Raw genomic sequence first — 20,394 nt, 5'->3', positions numbered from 1 at the left:
GGACTGATGAAATGATCAATGTCGATCTGCAACAACTGGTGCAGGCACTGGACGCCGACACCCGCCGCGACCTCGAAGGCGCCGCCGAGCGCTGCCTGCAGCGCGGCGGCAACAAGATCCTGGTGGAAGACCTGCTGCTCGGCCTGCTCGAACGCCCGCAGGGCCTGCTAAGCCGTGCCCTGCAGGATGCCGAAGTGGACGCCGGCGCCCTGGCCAGCGCCCTGCAGCCGCACGGCGAACACAGCGCCTCGCGCAACCCGGTGTTCTCCGCCGAGCTGGTGCAGTGGCTGCAGGACGCCCTGCTGGTGGCCAACCTGGAACTGGGCCAGAGCCAGGTGCAGCAGGCCGCGCTGATCCTCGCCCTGCTGCGCAACCCGCTGCGTTATGCCGGCAGTCACTACCAGCCATTGCTGGCCAGGATCGATGCCGAACGCCTGCGCGATTTCGCCCTAAGCCAGCAACAACCGAACCAGCCCGGCAAGCCGACCGCAGCGGGCGAATCCAACCTGCAACGCTTCACCCACAACTTCACCCAGCAGGCCCGCGACGGCAAGCTCGACCCGGTGCTGTGCCGCGATGGGGCGATCCGCCAGATGATCGACATCCTCGCCCGCCGGCGCAAAAACAACCCAATCGTGGTCGGCGAGGCTGGCGTCGGCAAGACCGCCATAGTCGAGGGCCTGGCCCTGCGCATCGCCAGCGGTGAAGTGCCGGAGGTGCTCAAGGGCGTCGAGCTGCTGTGCCTGGACATGGGCCTGCTGCAGGCCGGCGCCAGCGTCAAAGGCGAGTTCGAACGGCGCCTGCAGGGAGTGATCGACGAAGTGAAGGGGTCGCCCAAGCCGATCATCCTGTTTATCGACGAGGCCCACACCCTGATCGGCGCCGGCGCCCAGGCCGGGGGTTCGGATGCCGCCAACCTGCTCAAGCCGGCCCTGGCCCGTGGCGAACTGCGCACCATCGCCGCCACCACCTGGAGCGAATACAGGAAATACTTCGAGAAGGATCCGGCCCTGGCCCGGCGCTTCCAGCCGGTGCAGCTGCACGAGCCGACCGTGCAGGAAGCGGTGACCATCCTGCGTGGCCTGGCCCCGGTGTATGAGCAGAGCCACGGCATCTACCTGCGCGACGACGCGGTGGTGGCCGCCGCCGAGCTGTCCGCACGCTACCTGGCCGGGCGCCAGCTGCCGGACAAGGCAGTGGACGTGCTGGATACCGCCTGCGCCCGCGTGCGCATCAGCCTGGCCGCCGCGCCGGAAGCGCTGGAGCGCCTGCGCGGCGAGCTGGCCGAAGGCCAGCGCCAGCACGAGGCCCTGCGCCGCGACCTGCAGGCAGGCCTGGCGGTGGATGCAGCAGCCCTGACCGCCCTGGAGCAGCGCCTGGTCGCAGCGCAGGCCGAGCTGCAGCAGATCGAGGCGCGCTGGCACGAGCAGCGCCAGCTGGCCGAACGCCTGCTCGCCCTGCGCCAGCAATGCGCCCAGGTGCGGGCATGCGACAATCAGGCTGAACTGGCCGCCCTGGAGTGCGAACTGCGCGACGTGCAGGACGAACTGAGCACTGCCCAGAGCGCCGAGCGCCTGGTCAGCCACGAAGTCTGCCCGCGCCTGGTGGCCGAGGTGATCAGCCACTGGACCGGCGTACCGCTGAGCCAGCTGGCCCGCGAGCACAACGCCAAGGTGGCCGGCTTCGCCGCCGATCTGCGCCAGCGCGTGCGCGGCCAGGAGCAGGCGGTGGTGGCCCTCGACCGCGCCATGCGCGCCAGCGCCGCCGGGCTGAACAAGAACGATGCGCCGGCCGGCGTGTTCCTCCTGGTCGGCCCCAGCGGCGTCGGCAAGACCGAGACCGCCCTGGCCCTGGCCGACCTGCTGTACGGCGGCGAGCGCTTCCTCACCACCATCAACATGGCCGAGTTCCAGGAGAAGCACACGGTCTCCCGCCTGATCGGCGCGCCGCCCGGCTATGTCGGCTACGGCGAGGGCGGCATGCTCACCGAGGCGGTACGGCAGAAGCCCTACTCGGTGATCCTCCTCGACGAAGTGGAGAAGGCCGACCCGGAAGTGCTGAACGTCTTCTACCAGATCTTCGACAAGGGCGTGGCCAACGACGGCGAAGGCCGCGCGATCAACTTCCGCAACTGCCTGATCCTGATGACCAGCAACCTGGCCAGCGAACAGATCGCCCAGCTCTGCGCCGATGACCAGCGCCCGCCTGCCGAGGAACTGGAGCAGGCCATCCGCCCGACTCTCAGCCGCCACTTCAAGCCGGCGCTGCTGGCACGCATGCGCGTGGTGCCCTACTACCCGGTGGCCGGTAGCGTGCTGGAGGAGCTGGTCGCGCTCAAGCTGGATCGTCTCGGCGAACGCCTGGGCAAACGACAGCTGCAGTTCAGCCATAGCCCGGCGCTGCTCGCCCAGCTGGCTGCGCGCTGCCTGCACAGCGACAGCGGCGCACGACTGATCGACCAGTTGTTGGAGCAACAGCTGCTGCCGCAGATCGCCGATCGCCTGCTGGCCGCCATGGCCAGCGGCGAAGCCCTGCAGCAGGTACATGCCACCCTCGACGGTGAAGGAGCGCTGGTCTGTGAATTCGCCTGAACGCCTGCCTGAGAGCACACAATTGCTGGCTCACATCGCCCAGCCGCTGGTCTACGCCGAGTCCCTGCTCGCCCAGTTCGGCCAGCTGTCGCGCCAGGCCAATACCGATGACCTGGCCGCCGGCCTGGTGCAGGCCGCTGCCCAGCTCGGCGACTGCGAGCTGAGCCAGCTGTACCTGCTGGACAGCACCCATACCCGCCTGACCCTGGCCGCGCAATGGCTGGAGGGCCAGGTGAGTCCCGAGCACAGCGCCAGCCTGCCGAGCGACTACGACGGCGGCCAGTTGCTGCAATACTGCCTGTGCCAAAACCGCCACCTGAGCCTGGCCAGCCTCGACCCCAGCCTGCACGAAACCAGCTTCCTGCCGGCCAGCCCACGCCCCTGGCGCAGCCTGCTGTGCCTGCCGCTGCAGGACGAGCAGGGGCACGTCGCCGGCCTGCTGTTGCTGGCCAGCCACAGCGCCCGCGAGCTGGCCGGTTTCGCCGGCTCGCTGGCCAGCCTGGGTACCTTCGCCCTGACCCAGCACCAGCTGCTGCAGCGCCTGCGCGCACCACAGCTCAGCCCAGCGCCGGCCAGCGTGCCGAGCAGCGGCTACGGCCTGATCGGCAACAGCGCGGCAATGCGCGCGGTCTACCAGCTGCTCGGCAAGGTGCTGCACAACCCCACCAGCGTGTTGCTCACCGGCGAAACCGGCACCGGCAAGGAGCTGGTCGCCCGCGCCATCCACGACTGCGGTTTCCGCCGCAGCCAGGCCTTTATCGTGCAGAACTGCGCCTCGCTGCCGGAGAACCTGCTGGAGAGCGAGCTGTTCGGCTACCGCAAGGGCGCCTTCACTGGCGCCGAGCGCGACCGCAAGGGCCTGTTCGACGCGGCCGACGGCGGCACTCTGTTCCTCGACGAGATCGGCGACATGCCGCTGGCCCTGCAGGCCAAGCTGCTGCGCGTGCTGCAGGAAGGTGAAGTGCGCCCGCTGGGCAGCACCGCCACGCACAAGGTCGACGTACGCATCGTCGCCGCCACCCACCGCGACCTGCGCAGCCTGGTGGAACAGGGGCGCTTTCGCGAAGACCTGTTCTATCGCCTGTCGCACTTCCCCATCGCCCTGCCGGCCCTGCGCGAGCGCGACGAGGACATCCTCCTGCTGGCCCGCCACTTCGCCGCCAAGGCCAGCGCCTTCCTGCAGCGCGACCCGTGCCGCTGGGCCGAGACCACCCTCACCCACCTGGCTGGCTATGCCTTCCCCGGCAATGTGCGCGAACTCAAGGGCCTGGTCGAACGCGCCGTGCTGCTGTGCGAAGGCGGCGAGCTGCTGCCCGAGCATTTCAACCTGCGCCAGGACGCCAGCCAGCCCGGCGACGGCTGCATGAACCTGCGCGAGCGCCTGGAGCGGGTCGAACGCAACCTGCTGCTCGACTGCCTGCGCAAGAACCGCGGCAACCAGAGCCAGGCCGCCCGCGAGCTGGGCCTGCCGCGCCGCACCCTGCTGTACCGCATGGATCGGCTGAATATCAGCCCGGCCGATGTCTGAGCCGCCCATGCCTACCCCTATGCCTATCGCCCCCTGTGGAGAACGCCCGATGTCCCACCTTGTCACCCTTGGCCTGCTGGCCGTCCTGCTCGGCCTCGCCGGTTGCTCCGGCAACTACAAATCCAGCGATGACGACTACCGCCCGCTGGGCGACCCGCAAGCCGAACAACGCGCCAAGTAAGGCCCAGGAGCACAGACCATGGAACTGGTATTCGACGTCGTCAGCGCCCAGCAATTCGCTCCCGGCCTGCTGACCAGCAAGAGCTTCCACAAGGTCGGCGGCGTGATCGGCCGCGGCGAGGACTGCGACTGGGCGATCCCCGACAGCAAACGGATCATTTCCAGCCGGCATGCCCAGGTCAGCTACCGCGACGGCCACTTCTACCTGACCGATACCAGCAGCAACGGCATCCAGCTGAAAGATAGCGGCGCCAGCCTGCGCAAGGGCGAGCCACAGCGCATCGAGCACGGCGACGTGTACTGCCTGGGCGAAGTGGAGATCCGCGCGCGCCTGCTACAGGATCCGGCGCAGTTCGAGGAACAGATCGGCCGCAGCCAGCCGGCCGGCAGCATCATCCCGGATGACGCCTTCCTCGACCTCGACCCGATCGCCGCCCTCGAACAGCGCCCGCGCGGCTATGCCGGCCTCGACGAGTTCGCCGGCCTGATGCAGGAGCCGGAAGAGCAGTTCGAGCGCAGCCAGTACGCGCGCATCGACATGGAAAGCCTGCTGCTGCCGGAACTGGTAACCGCACCCGTGCAGGCGCCAGCCGCTGCCCGCGTCGAGCCCGTGCAGCCCGCACCGCGCCAGTCGGCACCGGCAGTAGCCGACGACAGCTTCTGGCAGCAGTTCGGCGAAGCCCTCGGCGTGGCCCTCGACGACCTCGATGACAGCGCCCGCCAGGCCCTGGCGCTGAATGCCGCACGCCTGCTCAAGCAGAGCGTCGGCGGCCTGCAACAGAGCCTGCGCACCCGCAGCGAGCTGAAGAACGAACTGCGCCTGGCCCTGACCACGGTACAGAGCGCCGGCAACAACCCGCTCAAGCACAGCGCCGATGCCGGCGCGGCGCTGAACAGCCTGCTGCGCGGTGGCAAACCCGGACAGCTGAGCGCCGAGCAGGCCATCGGCCGTGCCTACCGCGACCTGCAGGCGCACCAGGTGGCGCTGTTCGCCGCCAGCCGCGCCGCCACCCAGAGCCTGTTCCAGCAATTCGCCCCGGAGCAGCTGTGCCTGCGCTTCGAACAGCAGCGCAAGCCACTGCTGGCCACCGCCGGCAGCCGCTGGAGGGCCTACCAGCGCCAGTACCGCCTGCTCGAGCAGGACGACGACTGGAGCCAGCGCCTGTTCGCCCGCGACTTCGCCAAGACCTACGAGGAGCAGGTACGCCTGATCGCCACCCTCAGCACCGATTTCCAAGAATGAAAGCAAGGATGAATGCCATGTGCCGTTTTATCAGCCTCAGCCTGTTGTGCCTGCTCGCTGCCCTGGGCGGCTGTTCCAGCCTGTCGCCCTACTCGGATACCACCAAGCTCGACCTCAGCCTGGTGGCCAGCGACGACCTCAACCCGGATCTGCACGGCCGCCCCTCGCCGATCGTGGTGCGCCTGCTGGAGCTGAAGAATCCCTCGTCGTTCAACAACGCCGATTTCTTCTCTCTCTACCAGCGGCCGAAGGCCTCGCTGCGCCCGGATCTGGTCAGCTTCGAGGAACTCGAAGTGCGCCCCGGCGAGACCCGCGAACTGAAGCTGTCGGTGCAGCCGGGTAGCCGCTACGTCGGCGTGGTCGCCGCCTATCGCGATCTGCCGGAAGCCAGCTGGCGCTACGTGGTGTCGCTGCAGGAAGGCGAGATCAACCAGGCCGGCGTGCGCCTGGACAAGCGTGGCCTGCAGCCGCTGAGCGACGTACAGGGCGAGGACTGAGACCATGGAAATGCTCAAGGTAGTCTGGCAGGAAGGGATGCTCCTGCGCCCGCAGCACTTCCAGCAGAGTGACCGCTACTACGAACACCAGCTGAAGGCGCGCACGCGTCTGCTCGACGTCTACCCCTGGGGCTTCTTCAGCCTGGAGCTCGACCGCCAGTTCCTCGGCATGGGCAAGCTGGTACTCAGTCAGGCCAGCGGCGTGCTGGCCGACGGCAGCCTGTTCGAGATCGACGCCGCGCGCGAGCCGCTGGCCCTCGACGTGCCGCCGAACACCTCGGCCACTCCGGTGTACCTGGCCCTGCCGCTGGTTACCGGCAACCATATCGAGAGCCGCCGCGCCGAGCAGCAGGACGTGCTGGCGCGCTACCGCGCCCAGGATGTGGAAGTCACCGACTCCAACGCCGGCGACAGCGCCGCCAGCCAGGTCAGCTGCGGCCGCCCGGACTTCCGCCTGCTGCTCGGCGAGCAGCAGACCGACCAGGCCTTCGTCAAACTCAAGGTCGCCGAGATCCTCGATACCAGCCCGGACGGGGTGATCGTCCTCGACCCGGACTTCAGCCCGACCTTCCTCCACTGTCACAGCTCCAGCTACCTGCAGTCGTGCCTCAAGGAAGTCATCAGCATGCTCGGCCACCGCGGCGACATCCTCGCCGAGCGGGTGCGCGCCGCCGGCAAGCTGGGCAATACCGAAGTGGGCGACTTCCTCATGCTGCAGCTGGTCAACCGCTACGAGCCGCAGCTGCGTCACTACCTGAGCCTGGAGCAGCTGCACCCGGAGCGCATCTACCGCGAACTGGTCGGCCTGCTCGGCGAGCTGGCCACCTTCGCCAGCGACCACAAGCGCCCGCGCCTGGACGGCCGCTACCTGCACAACGACCAGGCCGCCAGCTTCCGCAAGCTGATGGAGGCGCTGCGCCAGGTGCTGTCGATGGTGCTCGAGCAGCACGCCATCGAGCTGCCGCTGCAGCAGCGCCAGTACGGCATCCAGGTCTCGCCGCTGCAGGATCACCGCCTGCTCAGCAGCGCCGAGTTCATCCTCGCCGCCAGCGCCCAGTGCGAGTCCGAGGAACTGCGCAAGCGCCTGCCGGCGCACCTGAAGATCGGCGCGGTGGAGCGCATCCGCCAGCTGGTCAACCTGCACCTGCCGGGCATCAAGGTGAAGCCGCTGCCGGTGGCGCCGCGGCAAATCCCCTTCCACTCGGGCAAGACCTATTTCGCCCTGGAGCTCGGCTCGGAAGAGCTGGCGCAGCTGGAAAGCTCCGGTGGTTTTGCCTTCCACGTGTCCGGGGACTTCTCCGGGCTTGAGCTGAAATTCTGGGCGATCAGGAGCTGAACCCGATGATCAAGGATGAGTACCAGAGAGCCGACCGCACCGTCGTGCTCAACCGCCAGGGCGCCTCTGCCGCCCGCAGCCCGCTGACCGACTTCGCCGCGCCGCCGATGGAGCAGCTCGAGGAGCGCATGGTGTATGCCGCGCGCCTGCGCCCGGCGGAAGTCTTCAACATCAGCTTCAACCCGCTGGTGGCCGCCGCCGCGCTGCTGCTCTCGGAAGTGGTACGGCTGAAGAACAGTGCCAGCGCGGAAAACTTCCAGGCGCTCAACGAGCGCCTCAACGTGGCGATCAAGCTGTTCGAGCACCGCGCCCTGCAGGAAGGCGCCGAGGGCGGCCAGGTGATGGCCGCGCGCTATGTGCTGTGCACTGTGGTCGATGAAGCCGTAGTGACCACGCCCTGGGGCAACGAGAGCGCCTGGTCGCAGATGAGCCTGCTGTCGAGCTTCCACAACGAAACCTTCGGCGGCGAGAAGTTCTTCCAGCTGCTCGAGCACCTGTCACGCAACCCGGTCAAACACCTGGCCATGCTCGAGCTGATGTACATCTGCCTGTCGCTCGGCTTCGAGGGTAAGTACCGCGTGCTGCCGCGCGGCATGCTCGAACTGGAGGCGATCCGCGACAGCCTGTTCCGGCAGATCCGCCAGCTGCGCGGCGATATTCCGCGCGAGCTGTCGCCGCACTGGCAGGGCCTCAAGGATGGCCGCCGGCGCCTGGTGCGTATCGTTCCCGGCTGGCTGGTGGCGGTGGCCACGGCAGCCTGCCTGGCCCTGCTGTTCGCCGGTTTCAGCTGGGTGCTGCACGAGGAACGGCGCACTGTGCTGCAGCCCTATCAGGCGGTGGAAGCCGCCCCTGCCCCATCTGTTCAGGGATAAGTTGAGATGAAGGATTTTCTCAAGAAGTGCGCGGCGGTGCTGCGCAAGACTTGGGTCTGGAGCCTGTGCCTGGTTCTGCTGCTGGCCCTGCTGATCTGGTTCGTCGGGCCGCTGCTGGCCGTGGCCGACTCCAAGTTCTGGGCGCCGGCGGCCAACCGCCTGGTCAGCATCAGCGGGCTGTTCCTGGCCTGGGGCCTGTTCATCGTCTTCGTCAGCTGGCGCGCCAATGTGCGCAAGAAGGCCGAGGCGGATGACGTCGACGCCCAGGAGCGCCTGCGCCGCGAAGGGCTGATCAGCGAGGAGCAGGTGGAACTGCGCGGCCGCTTCAAGCAGGCCCTGCGCACCCTGAAGACTTCCAGCCTGTACCGCGGCCGCAGCGACAAGTGGCGCAGCGAGCTGCCCTGGTACCTGTTGCTCGGCCCGCAGGGCAGCGGCAAGACCAGCCTGCTGGATTTCTCCGGCCTGGACTTCCCGCTCGACAAGGGCGACGCCCAGCGCCTGACCAAGGATGTCGGCGGCACCCGCTACTGCAACTGGCACTTCGCCGAACACGCCGTGCTGCTGGATACCAGCGGTCGCTACCTCAACCAGCCCGACGTGGCGGTGGACAGCCGCGCCTGGCACACCCTGCTCAATCTGCTGCGCAAGCGCCGCGCGCGCCCGCTCAATGGCGTGCTGGTGAACATCCCGGTGGACAGCCTGCAGTACCACAGCGAGCTGGAGCTGGAGAGCCTGGCGCGCCAGGTGCGCCAGCGCCTGCACGAGATCCATGCCGAGCTGCGTGTCGAGGTGCCGGTGTACCTGGTGCTGAGCAAGGCCGACAAGGTGCTCGGCTTTGACGAGTTCTTCGACCAGCTGAGCCGCGAGGAAAGCGCCCAGGTGCTCGGCGCCAGCTTCCGCCAGGAGCAGAACGCCACCGACGTGGCCGTGGTGCGCCAGGAGTTCGAGGAGCTGCTGCGCCGCCTCAACAGCCAGGTGATCCTGCGCATGCACCAGGAGCGCGACACCCAGCGCCGCGGCCGTATTCTCGATTTCCCGCACCAGCTCGGGCAGATCGGCGAGCGCCTGTGCCTGTTCGTCGAACTGGCCTTCAGCGGCAACCGCTATCAGCGCCCCAGCCACCTGCGCGGCTTCTACCTGACCAGCGCGCCCGAACTGCACGACCCGCTCGACCCGAGCACCACCGGCATCGGGCGCAATCTCGGCCTGGCCGGCAGCAGCCTGCCGACCTACCGCAGCGGCCGCGCACGCTTTATCAACCAACTGCTGAGTAGAGTGATCTTCCCCGAAGCCGACCTGGCTGGGCTGGACGACAAGGAAGTACGCCGCATCGACTGGCGCCAGCGCAGTCTGTACGCCGGCGCCGCCGCCTGCCTGGTGCTCTGCGGTCTGCTCTGGGGCAACAGCTACTCGGCCAACCATGGGCGCCTGGAGCAGCTGCGCGAGCTGGCCCAGCAACTGGGTCGCCAGACCGAGCAAAGCAATCCCCAGGACGAGGCCCAGCAGGTGCTGCCGCTACTCGACAGCAGCTATGCGGCGACCCAGGTATTCCCCGCCCCGCATGACGCCGCCCTGCTCGAACGCGGCGGCCTGTACCAGGGCGCGGCCGTCGACCCTGCCGTGCAGCAGGCCTACCGCCGTCAGCTGGAAGCCGAACTGCTGCCACGGGTGGCGCGTCAGCTGGAAGGGCAGATTCGCGCCAACCGCGACGACCGCGAGCTCCTGCTCGGCAGCCTGCGCGCCTACCTGATGCTCAATCTGGCGCAGCACCGCGACCCGGCCTACCTGCAGCAATGGCTGGGCGCCGACTGGTCGTTGCGCTACGCCGGCGACGACCGCACGCAGAAGGGCCTCGGCGGCCACCTGCAGCGCCTGCTCAGCGAGCCGTTTGGCGCCTACCCACTGAACGACAAGCTGGTGGCCGAGGCACGGCAGATCCTGCGCAGCGAGTCGCTGGCCAATGTGGTCTACCGCATGCTCCGCGACCAGGCCCGCAGCCTGCCGGAGTACCGCCTGAGCCAGGCCCTGGGTGGCCAGGCCACGCTGTTCCTCGGCAGCGATTACGCCATCCCCGGGCTGTACACGCAGAAGGGCTACCAGCAGTTCTTCGTCGCCCAGGGCGTCAGCCTGGTGCGCGACATCCTGCGCGACAACTGGGTACTCGGCGAAGGCAGCAGCCTCAGCGACAACGACCTCGGTCGTCTGCTGGTGGAGCTGGAGCAGCTGTACTTCCGCGACTACGCCAACTACTGGGGTGAAGCCATCAGCCAGCTGGGCCTGGAGCCGATCGGCAACAGCGCCCAGGGCATCCTCCAGCTGTCCGCCCTGACCGCGGCCAACTCGCCGCTGCTGCAGATCCTGGTGGAAGTGCGCGAGAACACTCGCTTCGACCTGCCGGCAGCCACCGACCAGATCGACGAGCTGGCCGCCCAGGCCAAGCTGGGTAAGAAAGGCAAGCTGGCCGCGGCAGCCGCCGAACAGGGTATCGGCGCCATCGCCAAGAGCCTGCCGGACACCGCCCGGCGTGCCCTGCAGCGGCGCTTCGAACCGCTGCACCGGCTGCTCGACGACAATAACGGCGCCGGCCCGGAACTGGCCGCCACCCTGCAGGCGCTGGATGCCCTGCAGCTGCAGCTGAGCGGCATGGCCCACGCCAGCGCCCCGGAACAGGCCGCCTTCGAGCTGGCCAAGGCTCGCATGAGCGGCAGCCCGGATGCGATCAACCAGGTGCGCAGCAGCGCCGCACGCCTGCCGCAGCCGGTGGGCAACTGGCTGAGTCTGATCGCCGACGACAGCTGGCAGCTGGTGCTCAACGACGCCTACGGCTACCTGAACAAGCGCTACCGCAGCGAGCTGTACGCCTTCTACAAGGAGTCGCTGATGAAGCGCTACCCGTTCAGCGCGAAGAGCGACAGCGACGTGGCGATTGCCGACTTCCGCGAGTTCTTCAAGGCCGAAGGGGTGGCCGACGGCTTTGTCGATCACTACCTGAAGGCCTTCGTCAGCGACAGCGAGGGCAAGTACCAGCTGCGTCACCTGGACGGCCAGGGCCTGCCGCTGTCGGCCACCTTCCTCGAACAGATCAACCAGACCCAGAGCATCCGCCGCAGCTTCTTCGCCGAGAACCCGGCCGAGCCGCTGGTGCTGTTCAAGCTGGAACCCTTCGCCCTCGACTACAGCCTCAACCGCGCCGACTTCCGCTTCGGCGGGCACAAGGTCGAGTACCGCCACGGCCCGATCGTCGCCACCGCCTTCCGCTGGCCGGCCGAAGGCGACGGCGAGCGCAGCAGCCTGGTGCTGGAGGAACAGGGCGGGCGCCGTGTCGGCATCGAGAAGAACAGCGGGCCCTGGGCGCTGTTCCGCCTGCTCGACATGATGCAGGTGGAATACCACAGCGGCCGTGACGTGCTGATCCTCAAGGCCAACCTCGACGGCCTGCAGGCCAAGTACCTGTTGCACAGCCAGCGCTCGCCGAACCCCTTCGACGTCGCCCTGCTGCGCGACTTCAAACTGCCGGCGACGCTCTGATGGAAGTCGGCAACCTGCTCTGGCACAGCGCCGCGCGCAGCGACACCGGCAAGGTGCGCGAACGCAACGAGGACGCCTTTCTCGACCAGCCCGAGCACGGCCTGTGGGTGGTCGCCGACGGCATGGGCGGCCACCAGAACGGCGACCTGGCCAGTCGCCTGATCGTCGAGAGCCTCGCCGAGATCGCCAGCGATGTGGATTTCACCGCACGCCTGGAGCAGCTGCGCGACTGCCTGCACCGGCTCAATCGCCACCTCAGCCTGGGCCTCACGGTGACTAGCGAGAACCCCGAGATGCTGGTCGGCAGCACGGTGGTCGCCCTGCTCGCCGAGGGCAGCCGGGTGGCCTGCGTGTGGGCCGGCGACAGCCGCTGCTACCTGCTGCGCGGGCGCCAGCTGTACCAGCTGACCCGCGATCATTCGCTGCAGCAGCAACTGATCGACGAGCGCGGCATGAGCGCCGCAGAAGCCGCACGCCAGCCGGCGGCCCACGCCCTGACCCGCGCCATCGGCGCGGCCGAGGAACTGCAGCTGGATATCCTCGAACTGGAGAGCCTGCCCGGCGATGTGTTCCTGCTGTGCAGCGACGGCCTCTACCAGGATCTCGGCCCCGACCAGCTCAGCGCCGCGCTGATCCGCCCCAGCGCCAGCCTGGCCTTGCAGCGCCTGTTCGAGCTGGCCCTGGACGGCCCGGCGCGTGACAACCTCAGCGCCGTGGTGATCAACCGATGAGCCAGGCCATGACTCTGCCGCTCGCCAGCAGCGACCTCACGGTAATGGCCGGCAGCCCGGCCAAGGCGCCGCGCCCGCTGCCCAAGGATCTGCCCGAGGTGCTCTGCGGCCGCTACCGCATCGAACGCCTGCTCGGTGTCGGCGGCATGGGCGCGGTGTACCGCGCCCGCGACCTGCTGCGCGAGCAGTTCGGCGACCCGCAACCCTATGTGGCGCTGAAGACCCTCAGCGAGGACTTCGCCGAATACCCGGACGCCAACGCCCTGCTCTACAGCGAGTTCGCCCTCGGCGCGCGGCTCAGCCAGCGCCACCTGATCCGCCTGTACAGCTTCGAGATCGACCCGCCCAGCCAGCGCGCGTTCATCACCATGGAGCTGCTCAAGGGCAACACCCTCGACCACCTGCTGCAGCAATACCCGAGCGGCCTGCCCTGGAGCGAGGCCCGCCAGGTCAGTCTGCATCTGCTCGAAGCACTGCAGCATGCGCACAGCCAGGGCGTGCTGCACGGCGACCTGAAGCCGAGCAACCTGATGCTCGGCGACAGCGACCTGCGCCTGTTCGACTTCGGCCTCGGTCAGGCGGTGGCGGGTTTTCTCACCGGCCTGCCGCGCCTGTCGCGCAGCCGCTTCGCCGCCTGGACGCCGCGCTACGCCGCCCCCGAACTGCTCGACGGCGCGCCGCTGAGTGCCGCCGCCGATGTCTATGCGGTGGCCTGCGTGATCTATGAGCTGTGCAGCGGCCAGCATCCGTTCCGCCGGCAAAGCGCCAAGCAGGCCAAGGCCATGGAACTGCCCCTGACCGCGCCCGCCGACTTGCCGCGCAGCCTGTGGCCAGCCCTGCGCGCCGCGCTGGCCTTCGACCCAGCCCGCCGCTGCAGCCTATCGCAACTGCTGCAGGCCTTCGCCACGGTGCGCCAGCCGGCGACCTGGCTGCCGCGCTGGCTAAGTCGCCGCCAAGACTTCTGACAAGGACGCCACCATGTTCAATCCCGCCAACCAGAAACACTTCAGCCTGAGCGTGGAGGGCCTGCGCCACGACCTGCAGGTGCTGGCCTTCCACGGCCGCGAAGTGCTCGACCAGCCCTACCACTTCGAGGTGGAGCTGGTCAGCGAACAGCCGGATCTCGACCTGCAGGCGCTGCTCGGCCAGGCCGCCTTCCTCGCCTTCAGCCCGGCTGGCCAGGGCATCCACGGCCTGGTGCTGGAGGCGGCGCAGGGCGAATCCGGCAAGCGCCTGACCCGCTATCGCCTGGTGCTGCAGCCGAAGCTGGCCTGGCTGGCGCAGCGCCATAACCAGCGCATCTTCCAGCACCTGACGGTGCCGCAGATCATCGCCACGGTATTGGAGGAGCACGGCATCCTCGCCGCTGCCTACCGCTTCCAGCTCGGCCCGACTGTCTATCCGCCACGCGAGTACTGCGTGCAGTACGACGAGAGCGACCTGCACTTCATCCAGCGCCTGTGCGAGGAAGAAGGCATCCACTACCACTTCCAGCACAGCCCGGATGGCCATGTGCTGGTGTTCGGCGACGACCAGACCAGCTTCCCGCGCCTGGGCCGGCCCACCGCCTATGTGCAGGACAGCGGCCTGGTCGCCGACGAACCGGTGATCAAACGCTTCGCCCTACGCCTGGCCACCCGCACCAGCCGGGTGACCCGCCGCGACTACGACTTCGAGCAACCGCGCCTGCTGCTCGAAGCCGCCACCAAGAGTGAACTGCAACCCGACCTGGAGGACTACGACTACCCCGGTCGCTTCACCGAGCGCAGCCGTGGCAAGCACCTGGCGCAACGCAACCTGGAGCGTCACCGCGCCGACCAGCAACTGGCCGAGGGCCACAGCGACCAACCCAGGCTGCTCAGCGGCCACCTGCTGGAAATCTCCGATCACCCGCAGCGCGACTGGAACGACCTGTGGCTGCTGCACGAGGTGATCCACGAAGGCAAACAGCCGCAGGTGCTGGAAGAGTCGATCACCAGCGCTGCTTTTCCCCCTCTCCCCCTGGGAGAGGGCCGGGGTGAGGGCACCTCAGGCAACTCGGACAACTTCTACCAAGGCTACCGCAACCGCTTCAGCGCCAGCCCCTGGAACAGCATCTACCGCCCCGCCCTGCGCCACCCGAAACCCCAGGTACTAGGCAGCCAGACCGCCGTGGTCACCGGGCCCAAGGGCGAGGAAATCCACTGCGACCAGTACGGCCGGGTCAAGGTGCAGTTCCACTGGGATCGCCACGGCCAGGCCGACGACAAGACCAGCTGCTGGCTGCGCGTAGCCTCCAGCTGGGCCGGCGATCGCTACGGCGGCATCGCCATCCCGCGCGTTGGCATGGAAGTGCTGGTGACCTTTCTCGAAGGTGACCCCGACCAGCCGCTGGTCACCGGCTGCCTGTACCACGCCGAGCACGTGGTGCCCTATGACCTGCCCGCCAACAAGACCCGCAGCGTGTTCAAGACCCTCAGCAGCCCCGGCGGTGGCGGCTACAACGAACTGCGCATCGAGGATCGCAAGGGCCAGGAACAGATCTATATCCACGCGCAGAAGGACTGGGACGAGAACGTCGAGCACGACCAGAAGATCCGCATCGGCCACGAACGCCACGACACGGTGGAAGCCAACAGCTACACCGAGCTGAAGGCCGAGGAACACCACACCACCCATCTGGATCGCAAGATGGAAGTGCGCGCCGACGACCACCTGACCGTGGTCAACAACCAGCACATCAAACTCGGCACCGCTCAACTGACCCAGACCGGCCGCGAGATCCACCTCAAGGCCGGACAGAAGATGGTCATCGAAGCCGGCCTGGAGATCACCCTCAAAGCCGGCGGCAGCTTCATCAAACTCGACCCCGGCGGCGTAACCCTGGTCGGGACTATGGCCAGGATCAATGCGGGCGGAGCGCCGGGGAATGGTTCGGGTATCGCGATCAAACCACCAGTGCTGCCGGGGGCGGCGGATGCGGATAAAGCGGGGAATCTGCTGGATGAAAGCCTGGCTAACAACCTGAGCACCCTCAAACAGCGGCCGAAACGGATGCTCAACTTCTCCAGCTAATCAGGATCAGGCGTGCGGCCAAGCGGCACGCCACCAAGGAACGGAATCGAGTCAAATCACCATGGCAGAGTACAAACCAATCAACTGGGCATTACCATTCAGGCTCAAGGGAGCCGCCGGGGAAGCCAGCAAGGACGTCACCAACCCCGAGCTTTACTACGCTGCCCTGGCTCAGGCCAAGGACGGTTTCTTCCCAATGGGGGCTAGCGGCAACTGGCACGGCGGCGTGCATTTCGATGAGGGCACTGGGGCCCTACTCGACCAGTCGGAGGTGCGCTGCATCGCCGATGGTGAAGTAATCGCCTATCGCATCGACGAAAACTATCCGACCACCACATACGGGGAAGCTCCTACCGCAGTACCTCTGCCCTTCTCTACGGGTTTTGTCCTAGTCAAACACCTTCTGGAGCTCCCACCAAAACCTGTTGAGCCAACCGCAGGCTCCACCTCCGATACTCCCCCTGCAGCGCCTGCTTTAACGTTTTACAGCCTGTATATGCACCTGCAGGATTGGGCGAGCTACCAAGCCCAGCCGACCCTGCCTCGTCCAGGCTTCTGGGGTGACGGGTTGTGCAAGGTAAAGGCAGATGCTCCCGACAAGTTGCTGGGTTTGAATGTGCATGCCCATCACAAGACTTCGCCTGATGATCCTTTGCATGCAGAGTACGACCATATCCTTGCGACCCTTCCACGGGGTACGACGGTCACGACAGGAGCAGCCAACGGCGGCATGTTGAAAGTGGTTAGCATCTCTCCGGCAATCGACGGATTGGAACCTAATACTGGCTGGGTTCATAAGAGCTATATGAAGAACCTTGGCGCCAATCAGTACCTGATCGGCGAAAAGGCCGAGGACGTACTAGTTCCACTGCAGTCTGGCGCGAATGTGCGTTCTGCGCTCATAGATTCCAGTCGCGATATTTTAGCGTGGCTACCCAAAGGCGCACAGCTACGCATCAGCGACGAAGGGGCGACGAGCAAGTACCGCAAGCTGGTGGAAATCATCAGCAGCCACTCGGTGCCAACACTCACGGCAGACAGTAGCGGCAAGCTCCCCGGTTTTGTCTGGCTGGACTCACTGGAGATCACCCATGAACCCAAAGCCCATGACGGTAGCGTGGTGGTGCTGGATCAACCAGTAGCGATCAAGGCGGGCGAGCTGATTGGCCATATCGGCCAATACCAGAATTTCGACGACAACCACCCCCGACCGATGTTGCATCTGGAGGTATTCAGCTGTGAGGACGTGCTGGGCTTTATCAACCAGAGCAGAGCATGGGCAGAGAGCTTGCCCGCCGAACAAAAGACCCTGATCAAGATTCACGAAGGTTCTACGGTCATCCAACCCAGCGCAGCGGATACCCAGATCGCTAGTGGCACTGATGTACGAGTAGCTGCTGACTCCCCAACCGAAGGTTGCTGGGCCAAGGTTCAACCTTACGTCGAGCTCAAGGCCAAGAAAGCAGGGTTTGGAGATTTTGATGGTGCACATAACCGCTACCCGATGGACTCCGCCAAAAAAGCCGAACTAGCAAGCGAGTTCGATCTCGATGTGAGCGAGTTGCCCGATACCGTCGACTTTCTTCTACAGAGTTTCAAAGATGACGGCAGCGATATGTATGCTGGAAAAGTAAATATTCCGAGCACACATGTGCGGCGCAAAATCGGCGTGCTCCTGAAAACTCCGCTATGGGTAGAACGTAGCCAACTGAATAATACCGGCATGCGCAATAGCACCAGCGCAGCCCTCCAAGCATGGAAGACCTTTCCCCTGCACAACGGTCTTGATGGCTTGTCGTGCGGCTATGAACGTATTTTGCCGCGCTCGGCCTGGGCCAACCTCGATCAGCAAAACAAAGCCGTCGCCCCTGACAATATCCACTGGTGGTATGTCGCCGTGGCTGACCTCGCTGGCCAAGACATATCCGGTTGGGTACCGGAACAAGACCCAATACTCAGCTTCCACTCTCCTTGGGAGTGGCCGGGGTTCAGTGACCTGAAGGATCAACAGCCACTCGACGCTCTAGCCGCCCGGCATCTCAGCGCAACTGGCGAGCTGACTGAAGCGGAAGCGCAGCGCTATCTTGCTCAGATTGACGCTGTCGAGCGCGGCCCGATACTCAGCAAGCTGTACGACATCATCGACCTGCCTGACGAACACAATCATCGTGATCAGAAGCTAAGCGCCCAAGAGCTCAAGAGCGCGCTGGGAAAACCCTGGCTCGCCCAGCAACTCTCCTTGCTCATCACTAACTATGAGAGCGAATGGTTTTGGAAGAGCGACAAGTGGAGCGAGCTGGATAAGTTGATGGATCATACTCCAGACAATCAAAATTTGAATTGGGTGCGTGAAAAGGAGCGAATTCAGAAGCTTTCATGGTGGGCTACGGTAGCTGGAAAACATGGGATTAGCATGAGTGGAAGTCCATGGCACATCCACCCCGTAGGCCTGCTGGCAATCTATGGAAGTAAACAGGAACTAATAAATATCGATACTTTCATTGAAACATACACCCCATTGCACCCAACATTTAACAGCACAACTGAACTCACAAGCACATCAAAAGAAAACCTCAAGGAATTCCTGACAAATATAAACAAATACTATTCAGAGCACGATGAAAAACCAAATAGGTACGAACTAGCCTATATGCTCGCCACTGCAAGACACGAAATGTATCACTTCCCCTCCGGTGAATACTTTAGTAAAAAACCTGAAGTAGGAGACTATCACTACTTCGATAAGTACGATCCAGTGTTGGCTAATACTCCGCAGAAACGGCAGAACGCTATAGACCATGAGAATACCGCGGAGGGAGATGGTTTCAAATACCGTGGACGCGGTCCAGTTCATCTCACATGGAAAGTCAACTACAGAAGAGCGATGGAAAAATTCGGCCCAGACTTTGTCAACAACCCGGATTTAGCAGCGGATTTTGAAAATTCCGTACCAATCATGATATGGGGAATGAAAAACGGAATATTCACAGGAAAGTGTATTGGTGATTATATAAAAAGCACCACTGTAGACTATGAAGGTGCGCGCAAGGTAATTAACGGTGTAGACCAGAAAGCACTGATAGCTTCGTATGCAACGAAATTCGAAGAGATTCTTAAAGAATCATCCACAGCACCAACGGAATTCTGATAATGAAAGCATCGCTGATCGCAGCATCATTCGCAGTAGCCTTTTCTGCCAGCGCGACTGAAATAATTAAAGGAGAGAACGGAAGTATTATTTTAGATAACAGACCAACCCCCAAAGTCTACAAAGATATAACGCAAGAAAAGGATGGTTTCTATAGAGATCTAATCCAGACTAACAGCAAACCCGCACTATTCACTTCAGGTGAAGCGGACATAATTTACACTCTAAAAGAAGAAAATAGGAAGATCTTAATTAACTGTGCCATTGCCGAAACCAGAAGCAATCAAACCGGCATATCTATAAGAAAATCCATGTGTAACATCAACAAAGAATTAAACTCGGACTATGCAGAATTAGGATACATATATACTGACCAATGGAAAAAGGAGGCTTCAACTATCGACATCACCAAGCTAACCCAGAGCAGGAAACCCCTGGATATAATAAAAGGGAGTCTGAACGGGATCGAAATTCACGAAAAATATAGCACTCCAGCCCAACTTGAAAATACAACCCCAGAAACATACCTTAAAAAGGGAAAAAACTGCTACTACATCTCAAAAAATAAAACATTTATAAATTACTCCACTACAAACCCCAACCAACCAGTAAGTATTTCCTTACTCACCGACTCCGAAAATTACGAATTTAAAATATACACCCCAGAAGATCTAAGCTCTTTAAACTACACAACATGCAATTAAACAAAAATAAACCCATCTCATATTTTTAACAAATCATATAAAGACGCAACTCCTCAACCGACAACCAATACCATAATACGCCAACCATAGATAAGCCTAAACATGACTAATTTCGTGATGAATGCGGAGTGGCCGAATAATACTCACTCACCGAATTGGCTCTATGGTAGACATAGGCGCCAATAAGATTGGCGTCCAGTAGATGACTCGTACTGCACAAACCTTTGCGATAGTTCTGGCAAGCACTCTGGCTGCCAGCTCCTCTGCATATGCAACATCTCTTGAGCCACTGTCTTACGAGGAAGCTCTATCCAGATTCAAAAGCATGAATCACGATAGTCCGGGAGTTTGGCTATGCGGATACAGTATCACCGATCAAAATTTCGCAATAAAAAACTCCACTCCAACGTCGCTCATTGAGGTGGACGAGCATTTCATCTATATCCGAAACAACGGCGCGATAGTCGAATTGAAGACCAGAGAAATTGGTAAGCCGGTATCAATCTATCGATCTAGAAATGGCGACTTTAGCCTGACGATGAAAGTACTGAGGGAGTTCAACAAGAGCGAGTATGGCGTGTCACATGATCGACAGGTCGAAGCCACTCTGCATACGTCACATACGACCATCAGTATCTTTTTGCTAGGTAGCTCATGTGGTACCTGACGAATATCGCTGGATTTATCACAGCGTCTCAATCAACAAAAAAGCGGGCCACTGGCCCGCTTTTTAATTTCTCACCCTCGCGACTTACTCCACCGTCACCGATTTCGCCAGGTTGCGCGGCTGATCGACGTCAGTGCCCTTGAACACCGCCACGTAGTACGACAGCAGTTGCAGCGGCAGGGTATAGAGGATCGGCGCCAAGGCGTCGTGGATATGCGGCATGTTCACCACGTGGGTGCCGGTGCCATTGCTCATACCGGCCTGGCCGTCGGCGAAGACGATCAGCTGGCCGCCGCGGGCGGCGACTTCCTGCAG

General features: G+C 63.7%; 13 protein-coding genes and 1 pseudogene. 13 read left to right on the top strand and 1 reads right to left on the bottom strand.

The window, feature by feature from the left end; genetic code table 11:
* The first annotated feature begins 11 nt into the window (after positions 1–11).
* The 13 genes from tssH to A9179_RS00010 all read left to right on the top strand — a co-directional run bounded on the left by tssH (position 12) and on the right by A9179_RS00010 (position 19,412).
* Complete coding sequence (gene tssH, locus A9179_RS00070; protein WP_187803832.1) at positions 12–2,591, top strand: type VI secretion system ATPase TssH; 2,580 nt, start codon at positions 12–14, stop codon at positions 2,589–2,591.
* Positions 2,592–2,613: 22 nt separating this feature from the next.
* The gene (locus A9179_RS00065) at positions 2,614–4,119 is read left to right on the top strand and encodes a sigma 54-interacting transcriptional regulator (protein ID WP_187808457.1); all 1,506 of its coding nucleotides are present in this window, start codon (positions 2,614–2,616) and stop codon (positions 4,117–4,119) included.
* A gap of 49 nt (positions 4,120–4,168) precedes the next feature.
* The gene (locus tag A9179_RS00060; RefSeq protein ID WP_187803831.1) at positions 4,169–4,300 is read left to right on the top strand and encodes a type VI secretion protein; all 132 of its coding nucleotides are present in this window, start codon (positions 4,169–4,171) and stop codon (positions 4,298–4,300) included.
* Between the two features lie 18 nt (positions 4,301–4,318).
* Positions 4,319–5,542 carry a type VI secretion system-associated FHA domain protein TagH gene (tagH, locus tag A9179_RS00055; RefSeq protein WP_187803830.1) on the top strand — a complete coding sequence of 408 codons (1,224 nt, stop codon included), beginning with the start codon at positions 4,319–4,321 and terminating at the stop codon, positions 5,540–5,542.
* Positions 5,543–5,559: 17 nt separating this feature from the next.
* Positions 5,560–6,039, top strand: coding sequence for a type VI secretion system lipoprotein TssJ (gene tssJ, locus A9179_RS00050; RefSeq protein ID WP_187803829.1), 480 nt, complete (start codon positions 5,560–5,562; stop codon positions 6,037–6,039).
* A 4-nt stretch (positions 6,040–6,043) separates the two neighbouring features.
* Positions 6,044–7,375, top strand: coding sequence for a type VI secretion system baseplate subunit TssK (gene tssK, locus A9179_RS00045; protein WP_187803828.1), 1,332 nt, complete (start codon positions 6,044–6,046; stop codon positions 7,373–7,375).
* A gap of 5 nt (positions 7,376–7,380) precedes the next feature.
* Positions 7,381–8,247, top strand: coding sequence for a type IVB secretion system protein IcmH/DotU (icmH, locus tag A9179_RS00040; RefSeq protein ID WP_187803827.1), 867 nt, complete (start codon positions 7,381–7,383; stop codon positions 8,245–8,247).
* 6 nt (positions 8,248–8,253) lie between these two features.
* Complete coding sequence (tssM, locus tag A9179_RS00035) at positions 8,254–11,775, top strand: type VI secretion system membrane subunit TssM (protein WP_187803826.1); 3,522 nt, start codon at positions 8,254–8,256, stop codon at positions 11,773–11,775.
* Positions 11,775–12,506, top strand: a complete 732-nt coding sequence (locus A9179_RS00030) for a PP2C family protein-serine/threonine phosphatase (protein ID WP_187803825.1) — start codon at positions 11,775–11,777, stop codon at positions 12,504–12,506. The genes tssM and A9179_RS00030 overlap by 1 nt, the downstream gene beginning before the upstream one ends.
* An 8-nt stretch (positions 12,507–12,514) precedes the next feature.
* Positions 12,515–13,471, top strand: a complete 957-nt coding sequence (locus A9179_RS00025; protein ID WP_187803824.1) for a serine/threonine-protein kinase — start codon at positions 12,515–12,517, stop codon at positions 13,469–13,471.
* Positions 13,472–13,484: 13 nt separating this feature from the next.
* The gene (locus A9179_RS00020; RefSeq protein ID WP_187803823.1) at positions 13,485–15,560 is read left to right on the top strand and encodes a type VI secretion system Vgr family protein; all 2,076 of its coding nucleotides are present in this window, start codon (positions 13,485–13,487) and stop codon (positions 15,558–15,560) included.
* A gap of 61 nt (positions 15,561–15,621) precedes the next feature.
* Positions 15,622–18,708 (top strand): glycoside hydrolase family 19 protein, encoded by a 3,087-nt coding sequence (locus A9179_RS00015; protein WP_187803822.1) that lies wholly within the window; start codon positions 15,622–15,624, stop codon positions 18,706–18,708.
* A 2-nt stretch (positions 18,709–18,710) separates the two neighbouring features.
* On the top strand, positions 18,711–19,412 hold the full coding sequence (locus A9179_RS00010) for a hypothetical protein (RefSeq protein ID WP_187803821.1): 702 nt from the start codon (positions 18,711–18,713) through the stop codon (positions 19,410–19,412).
* A 751-nt stretch (positions 19,413–20,163) separates the two neighbouring features.
* Here the strand turns inward: A9179_RS00010 and A9179_RS00005 are convergent.
* Positions 20,164–20,394 (bottom strand): annotated as a pseudogene (locus A9179_RS00005) (glutamine--fructose-6-phosphate transaminase (isomerizing)); the annotation flags it as partial.

It is taken from the genome of Pseudomonas alcaligenes (assembly GCF_014490745.1).
Classification (GTDB): Bacteria; Pseudomonadota; Gammaproteobacteria; order Pseudomonadales; family Pseudomonadaceae; genus Aquipseudomonas; species Aquipseudomonas alcaligenes_C.
Note: the sequence above shows the minus strand (reverse complement) of the source record. Positions and strands in the feature narration are given on the sequence as shown.